Source organism: Brucella lupini, assembly GCF_002252535.1.
GTDB lineage: Bacteria > Pseudomonadota > Alphaproteobacteria > Rhizobiales > Rhizobiaceae > Brucella > Brucella anthropi.
Genome location: NZ_NNRN01000065.1, coordinates 44,420 through 59,365, shown reverse-complemented (window position 1 = coordinate 59,365; position 14,946 = coordinate 44,420). Strand labels below are relative to the sequence as shown.

Here is a 14,946-nt window from a genome sequence, read left to right as displayed (position 1 = left end):
GTGCCAGTTGGCAAGCTTCGCGCAAGCCGCGATCCATAAGGTGCAATGAACGAACTTGTACGCGGGAGTCTCGAGCTTTGGGCATTATCGTCGGTCTTGTCATCACACTGGGTTGTATGCTGGGCGGCTTTATCGCCATGGGCGGACATGTCAGCGTGCTCATTCAGCCCTGGGAATTCGTCATCATTCTGGGTGCGGCACTCGGGACCTTCTTCATCGCCAACCCTTTCTCGCTCGTGAAAGACACGGGCCGCGCCTGCATGGAAGCATTCAGCAATGCGGTTCCAAAACAGCGCGACTATCTCGACGTTCTGGGCGTGCTCTACAGCCTGATGCGCGAGCTGCGCGCCAAGTCGCGCAACGAAGTGGAAGTGCATATCGACAACCCGAAGGAATCGTCGATTTTTCAGGCCTATCCGAGCGTATTGAAGAAAGAAGACCTCACCCATTTCATCTGTGACTATTGCCGCCTCATCATCGTGGGCAATGTGCGCTCGCATGAAATCGAGGCGCTGATGGACGAGGAAATCCACACCATCGCCCGCGACAAGCTCAAGCCCTACCACGCCATGGTCAGCATTTCCGAAGCCCTTCCGGCACTCGGCATCGTTGCCGCTGTTCTCGGCGTCATCAAAGCCATGGGCGCGCTGGACCAGTCGCCGGAAGTGCTGGGCCATCTGATCGGTGCCGCCCTTGTCGGCACCTTTGCCGGCATCTTCTTCTCTTACGGCGTGGTCGGCCCGATCGCAGCCAAGATCAAATCGACCCGCGAAAAGAACAATCGCCTTTACATCGTCGTGAAGCAGACGCTTCTCGCCTATATGAACGGCTCCCTGCCGCAGATCGCCGTGGAGTATGGCCGCAAGACCATCTCCGCCTATGATCGCCCGACCATCGATGTGGTCGAGCAGGAAACCATGGCGAGCGCGCCGACCCAGCAGGCAGCGTAAGATGACTACCCCCGACACAGCCACATTGGGGCAAAACCGCAAAAGCGATGTTCTGGCCGAGAACCTGCTGCGTGCAGCGGGTCTTTCAGGCGACGACCTGAAATCGCTTGCCCATGTGTTCAAGGATGCCTCGACCCATTTCTGTGACCGGCTGAAACATGGCTGCGCTGCCGCATTCGACGTTGAAGCAGGCCAGGTGGAAAGCACTGACGATGCTGCCTTTGCCGATATTCTCGACAAGGCTGCGATCATCGCACCTTTGAAGGCCGAGCGTTGGGGCAGCACACTTTATCTCACCGCCGATGCGACGCTCGTTTTCTCCGTGATCGAAGCCATGTATGGCGCCCAAGGTAATATGGGCCATGTCGGCTCTGTCGATGAGGACCGGCCTTTCGGCATGCTGGAACAGAAGATTTCCGCTCTTCTTGCCGGTCATCTCGCCAGTTCTCTCGATCAGGTTTTTGCCGCAAACGGACAGGCGCTTTTTACCGCCGGTGAATGCACCGACACAGCCGAATTCGACCGTGAGAATTTCGAGCGCTCGCGCCTTTTCGCCTGCCGCATCGATGTTACTGCCGCAGGCAAAACCGGGCAGGTTCATCTGCTGCTGCCGCGCAGCACGCACAAGCCGATGCAGGATGCCGTGGCAGCCTTTTTGCGCCGTCCGATGAACCAGACCGATCCGAGCTGGGCGAAGAAGATGCGGCAGGAAGTCAGCCGTGCCCGCATCGAACTCGAAGCTTTCATCCAGCAGGGATCGATGACGCTGGACGCATTGTCGATGCTCGAAATCGGTCAGGTTCTCAAACTGCCTGTCGATGCCATGGAGCAAGTGCGCCTACGCGCCGGCGATCAGCAGCTTTTCAAGTGCACGCTCGGCAAATCGGGCATTCATTTCACAGTCAAGGTCGGCGACCCGGTCAATCAGGAAGAGGATTTCATCGATGAGCTTGTTGCTGGCTAACGTGCTTTCCACATTGATGGCTCTTGCCTCGCTTGCTGCGCTCATCGTGGTTGGCCGCAAAGCCAACGAGACGATCAAGCTTGGCAAGCTGCTGGCGCTGCGCGTTGCAGCCGCCTCCAACGGTTTGGAGCGCGCCGTCAAGGCGATCCAGAGCGAACGCACCGACCTGACGGACGAAAACAACAAGCTCGAAGCCCGTCTTGCCGAAACACAGCGCGTGCGCCGCGAAATGGAAGAGGCCATCGAAGAACTGAACAGGCTGCGCAAAGCCCTGACCCGCGACATCCGCCATGCGCGCAACGTCGCTGACAGCTCGCCGCGCACCGAAGACAAGATCGCCACTGCCACCGAACAATCGCTCCCGAAGGAAAAGAACGCGCTGCCGGTTTTCGTGCGTCGCGCGGTTCGTAAAGCTACCGTCGAACTTGCGGGGCAGGCATGAGCGCTGACAACAAGGACAAGAACATGCAGCAGGAACTGGACGAAGCCATTGAGGAACTGCGCGAGGAAAAGCCGCGCGGCACGCAGAAGGGCGCATCCAAACCCAATCTCGAACTCATCATGGGCATCCCTGTCGATGTTCAGGTTGTTCTTGGCGGCACGACCATGCCAGTTGCCAATCTGATGAAGCTTGGTCGCGGTGCGGTCATCACCCTCGACAAGCAGATCGGCGATCCGGTCGATATCGTGGTCAATGGCCGCGTCATCGCCCGTGGCGAAGTGATCGTCCTTGAAGACGATTCCTCGCGCTTCGGTGTCAGCCTCACCGAAATCATCGGCAAGTAACGGACGTGACCATGGCCGACAATGAACAGCAAGCCCTCGCGGAAGACCTTGAAGGCGGCGCTACCGGCCTCGTCGATACGCTGACCGGCCCGCAAAAGGCGGCAGCGATCCTCGTTGCCATCGGACGCCCCGCTGCCTCACGTCTTCTGAAGCATTTCAATGCCGAGGACCTGCGCAAGCTTGCCGGTCATGCCCGTACGCTGGAACCGATTTCTCCGCTCGACTTCGAACAGCTGGTCAAGCAGTTCGAGGATTCCTTTGCCGAAGGCGCGCCAGTTTCAGAAGCCGCCCAACGGTTCGAAGGTCTCTTGCGGGAAGCTCTGCCGCAGGAAGAAGTCGATGCAGTTCTGGAAGACCGCGTTCAGCCGCAGCTCGTTCAGGAATCGGTCTGGGTGCAGCTTGGGCGCCTGCCGGTTGATAACCTGCAGGCCTATCTGACCGACCAGCATCCGCAGATCATCGCCTATATCGTGTCGAAGCTGCCATCCGACCTCGCAGCCCGGCTGTTCGTCGTCCTGCCGCCTCAGCTGCGCAATGCCGTCGTGCAGCGCTCGCTTCATATTGGCAATGTGGCACCGGCGGCTGCGGAACTTCTCGAAGACGTGCTGCGGCGCGATCTTCTCGGTCGCAGCGATTCCGGTCCGGTCAAGGCGCATCACGGCCAGATCGCCAACATCTTCAACCAGCTCGACAGAAGCGAGATGGAAGAACTGATGGCGAGCCTGGAAGATCTCAACCGCGACGATCTCAACCGCATCAAGGCCAAGCTCTTCACCTTCGAAGACATCGAGCGCCTGTCGCAGCGCGCGCGCCTGCTGCTCTTCGATGAAGTGCAGACGGAACAGATCGCAACCGCACTTCGTGGAGCAGACACAAGGCTTCAGGAACTCGTTCTCTCGTCGCTTTCGACCCGTGGTCGCCGCATGGTGGAAACAGAGCTTGGCGCCGAGCAGGGCAACATAACCGCGCAGAACATTGCCGATGCGCGCCGCACGATAGCCCGTATCGCCATCGATCTTTCCGAGCGCGGTATCATCACCCTCGACGCAAGCGAAGCTTCGTCCTGATCCTGTGTGACCCATGGCAGATGATGCTGACAAGGAAAGCAAAACAGAAGAAGCCACCGAGCAGAAGATCCGCGACGCCTTGGAAAAGGGCAATATGCCCTTCTCCCGCGAAACGCCGATCCTCGCCGGTATCGCTTCCTTTCTGATTATCGCGGTCTTTGTCGCAGGGCCTGCCACCACGAAGCTCGCCGTCTTCCTGCGCGAACTAATCGACCGCCCCGAGGACTGGCTCCTCAACAGCGCGGAAGATGCAAGCCGCCTGTTTGGCGTGCTGGCGCTGGCAGTCGGTGCAGCCCTGGTGCCAGTGTTCATCATCATTCCGCTTGCCGGTATTGCAGCCTCCGCATTCCAGAATGCGCCGCGCTTCGTTGGCGAACGCATCCGCCCGCAGGCATCCCGCATATCTCCGCTTAAAGGCTGGCAGCGGATTTTCGGGCGCGCCGGTCAGGTGGAATTCCTCAAATCGCTGGCGAAATTTCTGGCGGCAAGTGTCATCGTCTTTGTCGTCTTCTTCAACGGCAACAGTCTTTTCACAGATGCGGTCGCTTCCGACCCGAGCGCCTTGCCGGAGTTTCTGCGCGAGAACATGGTGCGCCTGCTCGTCGCCAATGTTCTGGCCATTACCGCAATTGCGGCATTCGACCTTGCCTGGTCACGCATTCACTGGCGGCAGGAACTGCGCATGACGCGACAGGAAGTCAAAGACGAACTGAAGCAGTCGGAAGGCGACCCGCTGGTCAAATCGCGCCTGCGTTCGCTTGGCCGCGACCGTGCGCGCCGCCGCATGATCAACACCGTTCCGACGGCAACGCTGATCGTCGCAAATCCGACTCATTTTTCCGTAGCACTGCGCTACAAGCCCGATCAGGATGCAGCCCCGATCGTTGTAGCAAAGGGACAGGATCTCATAGCACTGAAGATAAGAGAGATTGCAGCGCAGCATTCCATCCCGATATTCGAGGACGTTCCGCTGGCGCGCGCGCTCTATAAACAGGTCAATGTCGACCAGATGATCGCGCCCGAATTCTACAAGGCTGTTGCCGAGCTTATCCGGGTGATCAATGCACGGCACGCGATACATTGATGAATAGCCATGATTTTTATATATTTCAGAACAGTGACAGCCTGTTCCCCCAGATCGGCGGTGAAACCATGAAGAGCCTGCAATTCTCGAACGAGCGCGAGGCGATTATTGCCCAGAACCTGGTTGAGGTCGCAACCGATCTTCGTCTGGTCGATCCGGCGGATTACATTGCTTTCATACGCTGCGAGCTTTTTGCCAATATCGCCGATATCGTCAGTTCAGCTACCGAGCTTTATTTCTTTCCCGGCACGCTGGAACTCGGCCATGGCGGCGAATATCTCTGCGACTGGCAGTCGGCTCCAGCCATCGTGCTCGACATGGAATTCCGCAATCAGGGCGTCTATGCCTATTTCCGCCTGACGCTGACCGACAAGACTGCCGGAGTAGAGCTGAACCATATCGCCTTCGAAGATGCGGATGAAGACCCGGCCAAGAATACGGCGAGGCTTGCCAACGCATTCGACGCCGCACGCCTGCCGCTCAGAAAAAGGGCCTGAAGCATTTCCAGCAAAAGTGCGGAGTGGTTTGCGCAAGGCAGATGTGGCGAGAAGAATAAACAAACACCGGATGTCTCAGCATCCGGTGTCGTTATAATCAGGTCTTTATACTGCGGCTGAACTACACCAGATGGTGAACTTCCGGCATTTCGATAATGCCGAGCGACAGCGCCGTCGCGACAGCCGACGTGCGGTTGGAACAGTTGAGCTTGATCTTCGCATTCTGGAGATAGGTCACGACGGTCCAGCGCGCGATACTCAGGATTTCCGCAATCTCTCCGTCCGTCTTGCCGTTCGCGGCCCAACGCAGGCAGTCGACTTCACGCGGGGTGAGAAGGCTTGCGACCGTCGCAACATCCTTGCAGCCGCACAAGGCTGAATGAATGATCCCGGACAGACTCAGCAGGCGCGGTCGAAGCTTGGCCACAAATTGCTCGCGATCCTCGTCGGGGCTCATCTCGAACATGAACAAGGTGCATCCCACAGCACCTTTCTGGCTCCGGGCTGACACGGCGACGAAGATGTTGCCCAGTCCGTGCTTTTCCGCATCCTGCAGCAGTTCAGCAATGGACGGGCACTCATTGGCATCTTCCTGAAGATCGCGAACGATACCGCTGGCATCATTCTGGAAATAAGGCGCGTCTTCCTGAAAGATCGGATCGATGACGAAATAATTCTTGGTGGAATAACGCGCAGTCCAGGAGGTCGGCACGGTCATCACGACTGTCAGATCGGAAGAAGTGGTTTTCGTGCAGTCACCCATGCGCCCGCGATAGGTATGCATGATGTGGCGGCAACCGATCTCATCGCGAATTCGCGTCAGGAGAGCAAGGGTGTCGCTTTGGAAGGCCGTTCCAAAGAAGGTCTTCTTAAAATTCGGAAAATGAATGAGATCGAGTGTCATTTTTACAATATCCTTGGTACGCAAGTCCGAGGGTTACTTTGTTGCCGTCTTGAAATATCAGCGAATCGTGTCCCTAGAACTTTTCAATCGTTTATAAGTGACATAAAAAATGTAGTCTCTGGCAACCCGCAATTAATGGATTGCAATCCTTTACACACAAGAACAGTGCGTAAATTATGGCCCTCAAGCAAAATTTATAGATTGAGCCAAAAATAAAATTTTCTAAATCGATTTGTAAAAATCAACTGTTCTCTTTTTGAACACTTCGCTGCTCCGTGCCATAGGCACGGTAGAAAAAGTCGATGGCGAGCTCAACGTTTTTACGAATCGTTTCCGCCGATGGCGGTTCCGGCAAAACGCCAAACAGGCGAGGCCGATAGAGGCCAGACAGGAACAAATCGGAGAGCTGATAGGCCATTTTCTCGGGATCGAAAGGCTCCAGTTCGCCATTCTTAATCATATCATCGAGATACTCGGCCATGAGAACGAGGCTGCGCTTCGGTCCGCGCTCGTAGAAGCGGGCTGCAAGCTCGGGCTTGCGCTCGCTGACACCCAGAACAATGCGCTGCGCGCGCACTGCCGTCGGCGAGGTTATCAGCGTGACCAGCGCCACGCCGAAGTCGGTCAACTGCTGGCGCGAATTAAAACCCTTGTCGAGTTTTTCGATCAGTTCACGAAACATTGTATCGCGGTAATGCTCGCATAGTGCGACGAACAGATCTTCCTTGCTGTTGAAGTAAACGTAGATCGTTCCCTTCGACACGCCAGCCTCGCGCGTGATGTCGTTCATGCTGGCTGCGTCAAACCCCATGCGCAGGAACACATCCTGAGCGCCTTCAAGGATTTGGCGGCGTTTTGCAGGGTCCTGACCGGCGCCGAGCCGCGTGCGACCGCATTCCGTTTCGGAGCAGGACGATTTGCTGTTTCCGGGTCGGCCGACACCTTTTTCATCATGCCGGTTCCGGTCATGCATCATCGTATCCGGTGTTCCTTTGGTGTTGCGATCAGGCTTCATTCTTCGAGACTCTTAACTTTTTTCGAACCAAGCGGTTCGATATCCTCTTGATATGCGCATCTTATTGATCTATGTCAACATCGAACCGAACGGTTCAATCCGAAGGATGTGCAGAAAGTTTCCCCTATGTCCGCCCCGAAGTCCGTTGATAAGGCCGATATTCATCCGTTCCCCAACGCCAAGAACTTCGCCTCGGCAACCCAGCCAGCGACAAGTGAGGCGCCTCTGAACGAGAGATCGCAGCCCCATACCGTACCGACCCCGCAGGAAGCCGCCCCAAAGGAAACTGCCAAAGAACCTGCAAAGAAAAAGGGCTTCGGCAAACGTGTCCTTCTTCCCGGCATTCTGACGGTCGCGGTCGCCGGAGGCCTCTGGTTTGCCTATGACTGGTGGACAGTTGGACGTTTCATGGTTTCAACCGACGACGCTTATGTGCAGGGCGATATTGCGTCCATCGCGCCGAAGGTTACGGGCTATATCGAAAACATCCCGGTGGTCGCGAACCAGCAGGTCAAGGCTGGCGACGTCATCTTCCAGCTTGACGCGGGTGATTACCAGATCGCGCTCGATGAAGCAGAAGCCAAGCTCGCAACCCAGAAGCAGACCCTCATCCGCATCAAGGCTGAGACCGATGCTGCGCAGGCCATTCTTCTGCAGGCCAATGCCGACAAGCAGGCCGCAACAGCAGTCCTGACCAATGCGCAAAACACGATTGCACGCGTGCAGAAGCTGCACGAAACGCGTTTCGTCGCGCAGGCTGATCTCGATACGGCGCAGTCCTCACTGGACCAGGCACGCGCCAAGGTCGCTGGCGGCGATGCGCAGATCGCTTCCGCCAAGGCCAATATCGAAGTGCTCAACGCTCAATATAGCGAAGCCGACAGCACGATGAAATCGCTGGAACTTGCCCGCGATAAAGCCGCGCGCGATCTTTCCTTCACGTCGCTGCGCGCGCCGTTCGACGGTGTGATCGGTAATCTTGCTGGCAAGAAGGGTGATCTCGTTTCGCCGGGCCAGAAAATCGCGGCACTTGTTCCGGTCAATGAGCTTTATATCGACGCGAACTTCAAGGAAACGCAGCTCGCAAAGATCAGGACCGGTGAAACCGCGCATATCTATGTCGATGCAATCGACGGCACGAAATTCGACGGCAAGGTCGCGTCCATCGCCCCGGCCTCGGGTGCAGTGTTCTCGCTGCTGCCTCCGGAAAATGCAACCGGCAACTTCACCAAGATCGTGCAGCGCGTTCCTGTTCGCATCATGATCCCGAAGGAAGCGCTCGAATCCGGCAAGATTCGCGCGGGCCTGAGTGTCGTGGTTGATATCGATACGCGTACGGCACCCGACGAAAAAGCCGACTGATCGAAATCGGCAGATCCTATTGAAGTAACACATGGCGGCGCGGCGAAACGGATTTCGCGCCGCCTTTCTCTTCCATTCCGGAGTGCGCCGTCATGGCCGCAGATACGACAATGGGGCCAGTAGCCCCGGCGGATGACCGCATCGACCCGAAGAAGGCCGTAGCCTTTCTGGCCATGGTGTTCGGCATGTTCATGGCGATCCTGGACATCCAGATCGTCTCGGCATCGCTTGCTGAAATTCAGGCGGGTCTGAGTGCCAGTTCCGACGAAATATCCTGGGTTCAGACATCCTACCTGATTGCCGAAGTCATCATGATTCCGCTGTCGGGCTTCCTCGGACGCCTGATGTCGACGCGCGTTCTCTTCACCCTTTCGGCGGCAGGCTTTACCCTCGCAAGTATGCTCTGTGCGACAGCGACGAACATCGAGCAGATGATCGTCTACCGCGCCATTCAGGGCTTCATCGGCGGCGGCATGATCCCCAGCGTGTTCGCGGCTGCCTTCACCATCTTCCCGCCTTCCAAGCGCTCGATCGTCTCGCCGATGATTGGCCTTGTGGCAACGCTTGCGCCTACCATCGGCCCCACGGTAGGCGGCTATCTGAGCCACGCCTTCTCCTGGCACTGGCTGTTTCTGGTCAATGTCGGTCCTGGCATTCTGGTCACCATCGCCGCATGGAACCTCATCGACTTCGACGAAGGCGACAGTTCGCTCCTCAGCAAGTTCGACTGGTGGGGCCTTGCCGGCATGGCAGCTTTCCTCGGCTCGATGGAATATGTGCTTGAAGAAGGCCCGCGTAACGACTGGCTGCAGGATGAAGCCATCTTCATTCTGACCGGCGTCATGATCATCGGTGGTATTCTCTTCTTCTTCCGGGCCTTCACGGCTGAAGAACCCATTGTGGACTTGCGCGCCTTCAAGAACGTCAACTTTGCCTTTGGCTCACTGTTTTCGTTCGTGATGGGCGTCGGCCTCTATGGCCTTACCTATCTTTATCCACTCTATCTCAGCAGCATACGCGGCTACGATGCCCTGATGATTGGTGAAGCGCTGTTCGTCAGCGGCCTTGCCATGTTCTTCACCGCGCCATTGGCAGGCTTCCTGTCAAACCGCATGGATCCGCGTCTGATGATGATGATCGGCTTCCTCGGCTTTGCGGCAGGCACATGGATGGTGACCGGCCTCACTGCAGACTGGGATTTCTACGAACTGCTGCTACCGCAGATCCTGCGCGGTTGTTCACTGATGCTTTGCATGGTGCCGATCAACAATCTGGCGCTCGGCACGCTTCCGCCTGCTCTGCTGAAAAATGCGTCGGGTCTTTTCAACCTGACCCGTAATCTGGGTGGCGCTGTTGGCCTTGCCGTGATCAACACGATTCTGACCCGTCGCGGTGACATGCACTATGAGCGTCTGGCGGAGCATGTCCGCTGGGGCAATGCCGAAGCGGAGAAAATGATCGCCAGTCTGACAGCCAAATACAATGCGGCTGGCATGGACGGCGCAACAATCGCCATTGCCAAGCTTTCCGGCATTGTGCGCCAGCAGGCTACCCTGCTCTCCTTCATCGATGTGTTCTTCATTCTCACGATGATGTTCTGCTCGCTTGCTGTCTGCGCCGTTATGCTGCGCAAACCGAAGCAGGTCGCCGGTGGTGGTGGAGGGCATTAAACCTTCCACCTCACAACTTCATACGAAACCCGCAAGGGTTCATTCAACTTTCGGAAGTTTTCGTTTATCCTCGATATCCGACATTGATGCCGCGCTGGGACAAACCCTTGTCGCGCAGGGAAAAGCCTCTCGCAGAATTGTGACAGCGGTGAATTTGCTGTCACATTTCCTGTCATAAAAATGCTGCTCCCGCTAACGGATGAATTGCTAAGTCCCTGAAAACGTGTTTCACTTTCCACCGCTGACAGTTTGTGACAATCCATAAACTGTCATCCAACCGTCATGTAGGGCGGGTATCGGGAATGCGCGAGCACCGGAATCGACCGGGGGCGTTCGCCGGACCTTAAACAGGGGAGTCAAACAATGCTTGCTTACACAGCGCGTCTGCTGTCGCTTTCGACGGCAATCGCCGTTGCCGGGGTTTCCATCGCCGCTGCTGAACCGTCAGCCGAACTGATCGCCGCTGCCAAGGCAGAAGGCGAACTGACCACCATCGCACTCCCGCATGACTGGTGCGGCTATGGCGAAATCATCAAGAGCTTCAAGGACAAGTACGGCCTCAAGGTCAACGAACTGAACCCGGACGCCGGTTCGGGCGATGAAATCGAAGCCATCAAGGCCAACAAGGACAACAAGGGCCCGCAGGCTCCTGACGTCATCGACGTCGGCTTCGCCTTCGGCGCATCGGCCAAGAAGGACGGCCTCATCCAGCCTTACAAGGTTGCAACATGGGACGAAATTCCGGACAGCGCCAAGGATGCTGAAGGCTACTGGTACGGCGATTATTACGGCGTTCTGGCCTTTGAAGTGAACAAGGACATCGTCAAGGATATCCCGCAGGATTGGGAAGACCTTCTCAAGAGCGACTATGCCAACTCTGTTGCGCTTGCAGGCGATCCGCGCGTTTCCGCACAGGCCATCCTCGGCGTTCATGCCGCCGGTATCGCCCGTGGCGGTGAACCGGGCGAAGCTGCAGGCAAGAAGGGCCTTGAATTCTACAAGGAACTGAATGCCAACGGCAACTTCGTTCCGGTCATCGGCAAGGCTGCCTCGCTGGCACAGGGTTCGACCCCGATCGTCGTCCGTTGGGACTATAACGCTCTCGCCGACCGCGACACGCTCAAGGGCAACCCGGAAATCGAAACCGTCATTCCGAAGTCGGGCGTCATCGCTGGCGTGTATGTTCAGGCAATCAGCGCCTACGCACCGCATCCGAACGCTGCGAAACTGTGGATGGAACACATCTATTCGGATGAAGGCCAGCTCGGCTATCTGAAGGGCTACTGCCACCCGATCCGCTTCAATGCAATGGCGAAGGCTGGCAAGATCCCGCAGGAACTGCTCGACAAGCTGCCGCCGGCAGAAGCCTATGAAAAGGCTATCTTCCCGACCCTGGAACAGATTGAGGCCGCACAGACCACGATCACCAAGGAATGGGACAGCGTCGTGGGCGCAAACGTTCAGTAAGGACCTGTAAGCGCCAAGTACACACTTGTCGCATCGAACACATATCGCGTCGGCCTTAGAGCGCATCCCGAAAAGTGTGAAACGGTTTTCGGAAAAGATGCGCGGTGCAGAACAAAAGTTGAGATACATTGATCTGGTTTATTCAGATCGGCGTATCTCAACGGTCGGCGCGATATCAAAGCGGCTTTCATCTGAGCCGCCGGTCCTCTTTTCCAAACAGCGTCTCGCTCTTTGGCAAACAGGATGCGCAGTTCAAAAAGAATACTAGCTATTTCCGGCAGGGGCGAATGGCAGCCTGCCGATCGCAAAAAACAAGAACAAAAGTCGAAACGGTTCTGTCAGTTCCGTTCTGGCGGGAACCGGTCTAAAGAAAGAACGTATGAGTTCAATAGCCGAAACATCAGCCCCCAGCGGAGTGCGCAAGCGCCGACTTCCGTTGTCATGGCTTGGCGTGACACCGTTTTTCATCTTCGCCATTTTGTTCCTGATCTGGCCGACGATGTATCTCATCATCGGTGCATTTCAGGACCCGGCCGGAAACTTCACGCTCCAGAACATCCACGATCTGTTCCAGCCGCAAATCATGAGCGCGTACTGGGTATCGATCAAGGTCAGTCTCGCATCGGCCATTGGCGGCGCGATCATCGGCTTCTTTCTGGCCTGGGCGGTCGTTCTCGGCAACCTGCCTTCGTGGCTGCGCCCGACGGTATTGACCTTTTCAGGCGTAGCATCGAACTTTGCAGGCGTGCCGCTTGCCTTCGCCTTTCTGGCGACACTGGGGCGAACCGGCTTTGTGACGATCCTGCTCAGGGAGTGGTTCGGTTTCAATCTCTATTCGACAGGTTTCAACCTGCTCTCCTTCTTCGGTCTGACGCTGACCTATCTGTTCTTCCAGATACCGCTGATGGTGCTGATCCTGACGCCCGCGCTCGACGGACTGAAAAAGGAATGGCGGGAAGCCTCATCCATTCTGGGTGCGACCACTGCGCAATACTGGCGCATGGTGGCCTTCCCGATCCTGTGGCCGAGCCTGCTCGGCACGACGCTTCTGCTGTTCGCCAATGCCTTCGGCGCAATCGCAACCGCCTACGCTCTGACGGGCTCCTCGCTCAATATCGTGCCGATCCTGCTCTATGCCCAGATCCGCGGCGACGTTCTGCATAACCAGAACCTCGGCTACGCGCTGGCACTTGGCATGATCGTCATTACGGGTGTTTCGAACCTCATCTATATTTGGCTGCGCATTCGCGCCGAGAGGTGGCAGCGATGAAAAAGAAAGGCATTAATGCCCAGAAGATTGGGGCCTGGATCGCCTTCCTGATCGGCGCAATCTACTTCCTCGTGCCGCTCATCGGCACGTTCGAATTCTCGCTGCGTATGCGGCGCGGCGAATATTCCTTCGATGCCTATCGGGTCGTGTTCTCCGATCCGAACTTCCAGGCCACCTTCGGCTATTCGATTCTGCTTGGCTTGCTCACCATCGTTTTCGGTGTTCTTCTGGTGGTGCCTACGGCCTATTGGGTGCGCCTGCGCCTGCCGCAACTGCGCCCGGTGATGGAATTCATCACGCTGATGCCATTGGTCATTCCGGCCATCGTCATCGTGTTCGGTTACTTGCGCATCTACAACTCGTCATCGTGGCTGCCGTTCACGGCATCCACCCGCGCGACCGACCTGCTCCTGATGTTCGGCTATATGACGCTGTCGCTGCCCTATATGTATCGCGCTGTCGACACAGCGATGCGCACGATTGATGTTCGCACGCTGACCGAAGCAGCCCAGAGCCTCGGCGCGGGCTGGGGCCGCATCATGTTCAAGGTGATTTTCCCTAACGTCATCTCCGGCGTGATGAGCGGTGCCTTCATCACATTCGCCATCGTCATCGGCGAATTCACGCTGGCTTCGCTTCTGAACCGTCCGGCCTTCGGTCCCTACCTGCAGCTGGTCGGCGCAAACCGCGCCTACGAACCGTCAGCGCTGGCGATCATTTCGTTCGGCATCACGTGGCTCAGCATCATCATGCTGCAGCTCGTCTCGCGCCTCAATAAATTCAAGACAACCGCCGGGTAACATTCATGGCTTTTCTCAACATCAAAAACCTGAAAAAGAGCTTCGGCGCCAATACCGTCGTCCACGATTTCAACCTCGCCGTGAAAAAAGGCGAATTCGTTTCTTTCCTCGGTCCATCGGGCTGCGGCAAGACAACCGTTCTTCGCATGATCGCCGGTTTCGAAGCGCCCGATAACGGCGCCATCGAAATCGACGGCAAGGATGTGGTCGATCTCAAGCCCAACCAGCGCAATATCGGCATGGTGTTTCAGGCCTATGCGCTCTTTCCGAATATGACGGTGGCGCAGAATGTTTCGTTCGGCCTGCGCGTTGCCGGGAAGCCGAAGGCGGAAATCGACGCCACCGTGCAGGAGATGCTCGGCCTCATCCGCCTCGACCATCTGGCGGATCGTTATCCCTATCAGATGTCCGGTGGCCAGCAGCAGCGCGTGGCACTGGCCCGCGCGCTTGCCACCAAGCCGCAGGTTCTTCTGCTCGACGAGCCTCTATCGGCGCTGGATGCGAAAATCCGTATATCCTTGCGCGAAGAAATCCGTGCCATCCAGCAGAAGCTTGGCATTACCACCGTCTTCGTCACCCACGATCAGGAAGAAGCGCTGTCGATTTCCGACCGCATCGTGGTCATGCACGAAGGCCGCGCCGACCAGATCGGCTCGCCGTTCGACATCTATAACCGCCCTGCCTCACGCTTCGTGGCATCTTTCGTCGGCACACTCAACATGCTGGAAGCCTCGGTTAGCGAACCCGGCAAGAACAGCATCGAACTCGACGGCCGCACCATCACCGTGCAGGAAAAGCTCGACCATCATCCGAAGGGCAAGCCTGTCACATTGGCCTTGCGCCCGGAAGCTGTCAGCCTCGAAGCACGCAAGAGCCACGATACCTCGCTGGATGCGACGATCGAGGACGTGCACTTCCTCGGCTCTGTCATCCGTACACGTGTGGCGCTTGGCAAGAACCGCCTGTCGTTCGACACGTTCAACGACCCCACCCAGCCTCCGCCGCAGCGCGGTGACAAGGTGACGGTGCATTTTGCCTCGCATGATCTGCTCGTGCTGGCAGATTAAAATAAAAAAGCCGCCCGATGGGTGGCTTTTTCAATTATAGCGA

At 57.0% G+C, this 14,946-nt stretch carries 15 protein-coding genes; 13 read left to right on the top strand and 2 right to left on the bottom strand.

The genetic code is table 11. The annotated features are described in order from the left end of the window. The first annotated feature begins 77 nt into the window (after positions 1–77). The 7 genes from motA to CES86_RS26745 all read left to right on the top strand — a co-directional run bounded on the left by motA (position 78) and on the right by CES86_RS26745 (position 5,348). On the top strand, positions 78–950 hold the full coding sequence (gene motA / locus CES86_RS26775) for a flagellar motor stator protein MotA (RefSeq protein WP_010660722.1): 873 nt from the start codon (positions 78–80) through the stop codon (positions 948–950). A gap of 1 nt (position 951) precedes the next feature. Then, positions 952–1,914: a FliM/FliN family flagellar motor switch protein gene (locus CES86_RS26770; RefSeq protein ID WP_094515873.1), complete on the top strand. Its 963-nt coding sequence runs from the start codon at positions 952–954 to the stop codon at positions 1,912–1,914. After that, positions 1,895–2,356: a BAB2_0123 family type IV secretion system effector gene (locus CES86_RS26765; protein ID WP_029929830.1), complete on the top strand. Its 462-nt coding sequence runs from the start codon at positions 1,895–1,897 to the stop codon at positions 2,354–2,356. Before CES86_RS26770 ends, CES86_RS26765 begins: the two co-directional genes overlap by 20 nt. Continuing rightward, positions 2,353–2,700: a flagellar motor switch protein FliN gene (fliN, locus tag CES86_RS26760; protein ID WP_012093523.1), complete on the top strand. Its 348-nt coding sequence runs from the start codon at positions 2,353–2,355 to the stop codon at positions 2,698–2,700. The genes CES86_RS26765 and fliN overlap by 4 nt, the downstream gene beginning before the upstream one ends. A gap of 11 nt (positions 2,701–2,711) precedes the next feature. Beyond that, positions 2,712–3,767, top strand: coding sequence for a flagellar motor switch protein FliG (locus tag CES86_RS26755; RefSeq protein WP_010660718.1), 1,056 nt, complete (start codon positions 2,712–2,714; stop codon positions 3,765–3,767). 13 nt (positions 3,768–3,780) lie between these two features. Then, a complete protein-coding gene (flhB, locus tag CES86_RS26750; RefSeq protein WP_010660717.1) occupies positions 3,781–4,851 on the top strand; it encodes a flagellar biosynthesis protein FlhB in 1,071 nt (356 codons plus the stop codon). 68 nt (positions 4,852–4,919) lie between these two features. Beyond that, entirely contained in the window at positions 4,920–5,348 is a 429-nt protein-coding gene (locus CES86_RS26745) for a hypothetical protein (RefSeq protein WP_012093524.1), read from the top strand. A gap of 121 nt (positions 5,349–5,469) precedes the next feature. Here CES86_RS26745 and CES86_RS26740 read toward each other — a convergent pair whose 3' ends face one another. Then, on the bottom strand, positions 5,470–6,252 hold the full coding sequence (locus tag CES86_RS26740) for a helix-turn-helix transcriptional regulator (protein WP_010660715.1): 783 nt from the start codon (positions 6,250–6,252) through the stop codon (positions 5,470–5,472). Positions 6,253–6,493: 241 nt separating this feature from the next. Continuing rightward, positions 6,494–7,267 carry a TetR/AcrR family transcriptional regulator gene (locus CES86_RS26735; protein ID WP_029929827.1) on the bottom strand — a complete coding sequence of 258 codons (774 nt, stop codon included), beginning with the start codon at positions 7,265–7,267 and terminating at the stop codon, positions 6,494–6,496. 126 nt (positions 7,268–7,393) lie between these two features. On the opposite strand from CES86_RS26735, the gene CES86_RS26730 reads away from it, so the two are divergent. The 6 genes from CES86_RS26730 to CES86_RS26700 all read left to right on the top strand — a co-directional run bounded on the left by CES86_RS26730 (position 7,394) and on the right by CES86_RS26700 (position 14,903). After that, on the top strand, positions 7,394–8,629 hold the full coding sequence (locus CES86_RS26730) for an HlyD family secretion protein (protein WP_094515872.1): 1,236 nt from the start codon (positions 7,394–7,396) through the stop codon (positions 8,627–8,629). Positions 8,630–8,721: 92 nt separating this feature from the next. Next, entirely contained in the window at positions 8,722–10,299 is a 1,578-nt protein-coding gene (locus CES86_RS26725) for a DHA2 family efflux MFS transporter permease subunit (protein WP_010660712.1), read from the top strand. A gap of 363 nt (positions 10,300–10,662) precedes the next feature. After that, positions 10,663–11,766 (top strand): ABC transporter substrate-binding protein, encoded by a 1,104-nt coding sequence (locus CES86_RS26720; RefSeq protein ID WP_010660711.1) that lies wholly within the window; start codon positions 10,663–10,665, stop codon positions 11,764–11,766. A 379-nt stretch (positions 11,767–12,145) separates the two neighbouring features. Further along, positions 12,146–13,036: an ABC transporter permease gene (locus CES86_RS26710; protein ID WP_010660709.1), complete on the top strand. Its 891-nt coding sequence runs from the start codon at positions 12,146–12,148 to the stop codon at positions 13,034–13,036. Continuing rightward, complete coding sequence (locus tag CES86_RS26705) at positions 13,033–13,836, top strand: ABC transporter permease (RefSeq protein WP_010660708.1); 804 nt, start codon at positions 13,033–13,035, stop codon at positions 13,834–13,836. The genes CES86_RS26710 and CES86_RS26705 overlap by 4 nt, the downstream gene beginning before the upstream one ends. 5 nt (positions 13,837–13,841) lie before the next feature. Further along, on the top strand, positions 13,842–14,903 hold the full coding sequence (locus CES86_RS26700; protein WP_010660707.1) for an ABC transporter ATP-binding protein: 1,062 nt from the start codon (positions 13,842–13,844) through the stop codon (positions 14,901–14,903). Positions 14,904–14,946: the final 43 nt, after the last annotated feature.

Excerpts from the sequence above, each read along its gene's own strand:
- CES86_RS26770 (WP_094515873.1), top strand. The coding sequence starts at position 952 with ATGACTACCCCCGACACAGCCACATTGGGGCAAAACCGCAAAAGCGAT.
- CES86_RS26765 (WP_029929830.1), top strand. The coding sequence starts at position 1,895 with ATGAGCTTGTTGCTGGCTAACGTGCTTTCCACATTGATGGCTCTTGCC.
- fliN (WP_012093523.1), top strand. The coding sequence starts at position 2,353 with ATGAGCGCTGACAACAAGGACAAGAACATGCAGCAGGAACTGGACGAA.
- CES86_RS26755 (WP_010660718.1), top strand. The coding sequence starts at position 2,712 with ATGGCCGACAATGAACAGCAAGCCCTCGCGGAAGACCTTGAAGGCGGC.
- flhB (WP_010660717.1), top strand. The coding sequence starts at position 3,781 with ATGGCAGATGATGCTGACAAGGAAAGCAAAACAGAAGAAGCCACCGAG.
- CES86_RS26745 (WP_012093524.1), top strand. The coding sequence starts at position 4,920 with ATGAAGAGCCTGCAATTCTCGAACGAGCGCGAGGCGATTATTGCCCAG.
- CES86_RS26740 (WP_010660715.1), bottom strand. The coding sequence starts at position 6,252 with ATGACACTCGATCTCATTCATTTTCCGAATTTTAAGAAGACCTTCTTT.
- CES86_RS26735 (WP_029929827.1), bottom strand. The coding sequence starts at position 7,267 with ATGAAGCCTGATCGCAACACCAAAGGAACACCGGATACGATGATGCAT.
- CES86_RS26730 (WP_094515872.1), top strand. The coding sequence starts at position 7,394 with ATGTCCGCCCCGAAGTCCGTTGATAAGGCCGATATTCATCCGTTCCCC.
- CES86_RS26725 (WP_010660712.1), top strand. The coding sequence starts at position 8,722 with ATGGCCGCAGATACGACAATGGGGCCAGTAGCCCCGGCGGATGACCGC.
- CES86_RS26720 (WP_010660711.1), top strand. The coding sequence starts at position 10,663 with ATGCTTGCTTACACAGCGCGTCTGCTGTCGCTTTCGACGGCAATCGCC.
- CES86_RS26710 (WP_010660709.1), top strand. The coding sequence starts at position 12,146 with ATGAGTTCAATAGCCGAAACATCAGCCCCCAGCGGAGTGCGCAAGCGC.
- CES86_RS26705 (WP_010660708.1), top strand. The coding sequence starts at position 13,033 with ATGAAAAAGAAAGGCATTAATGCCCAGAAGATTGGGGCCTGGATCGCC.
- CES86_RS26700 (WP_010660707.1), top strand. The coding sequence starts at position 13,842 with ATGGCTTTTCTCAACATCAAAAACCTGAAAAAGAGCTTCGGCGCCAAT.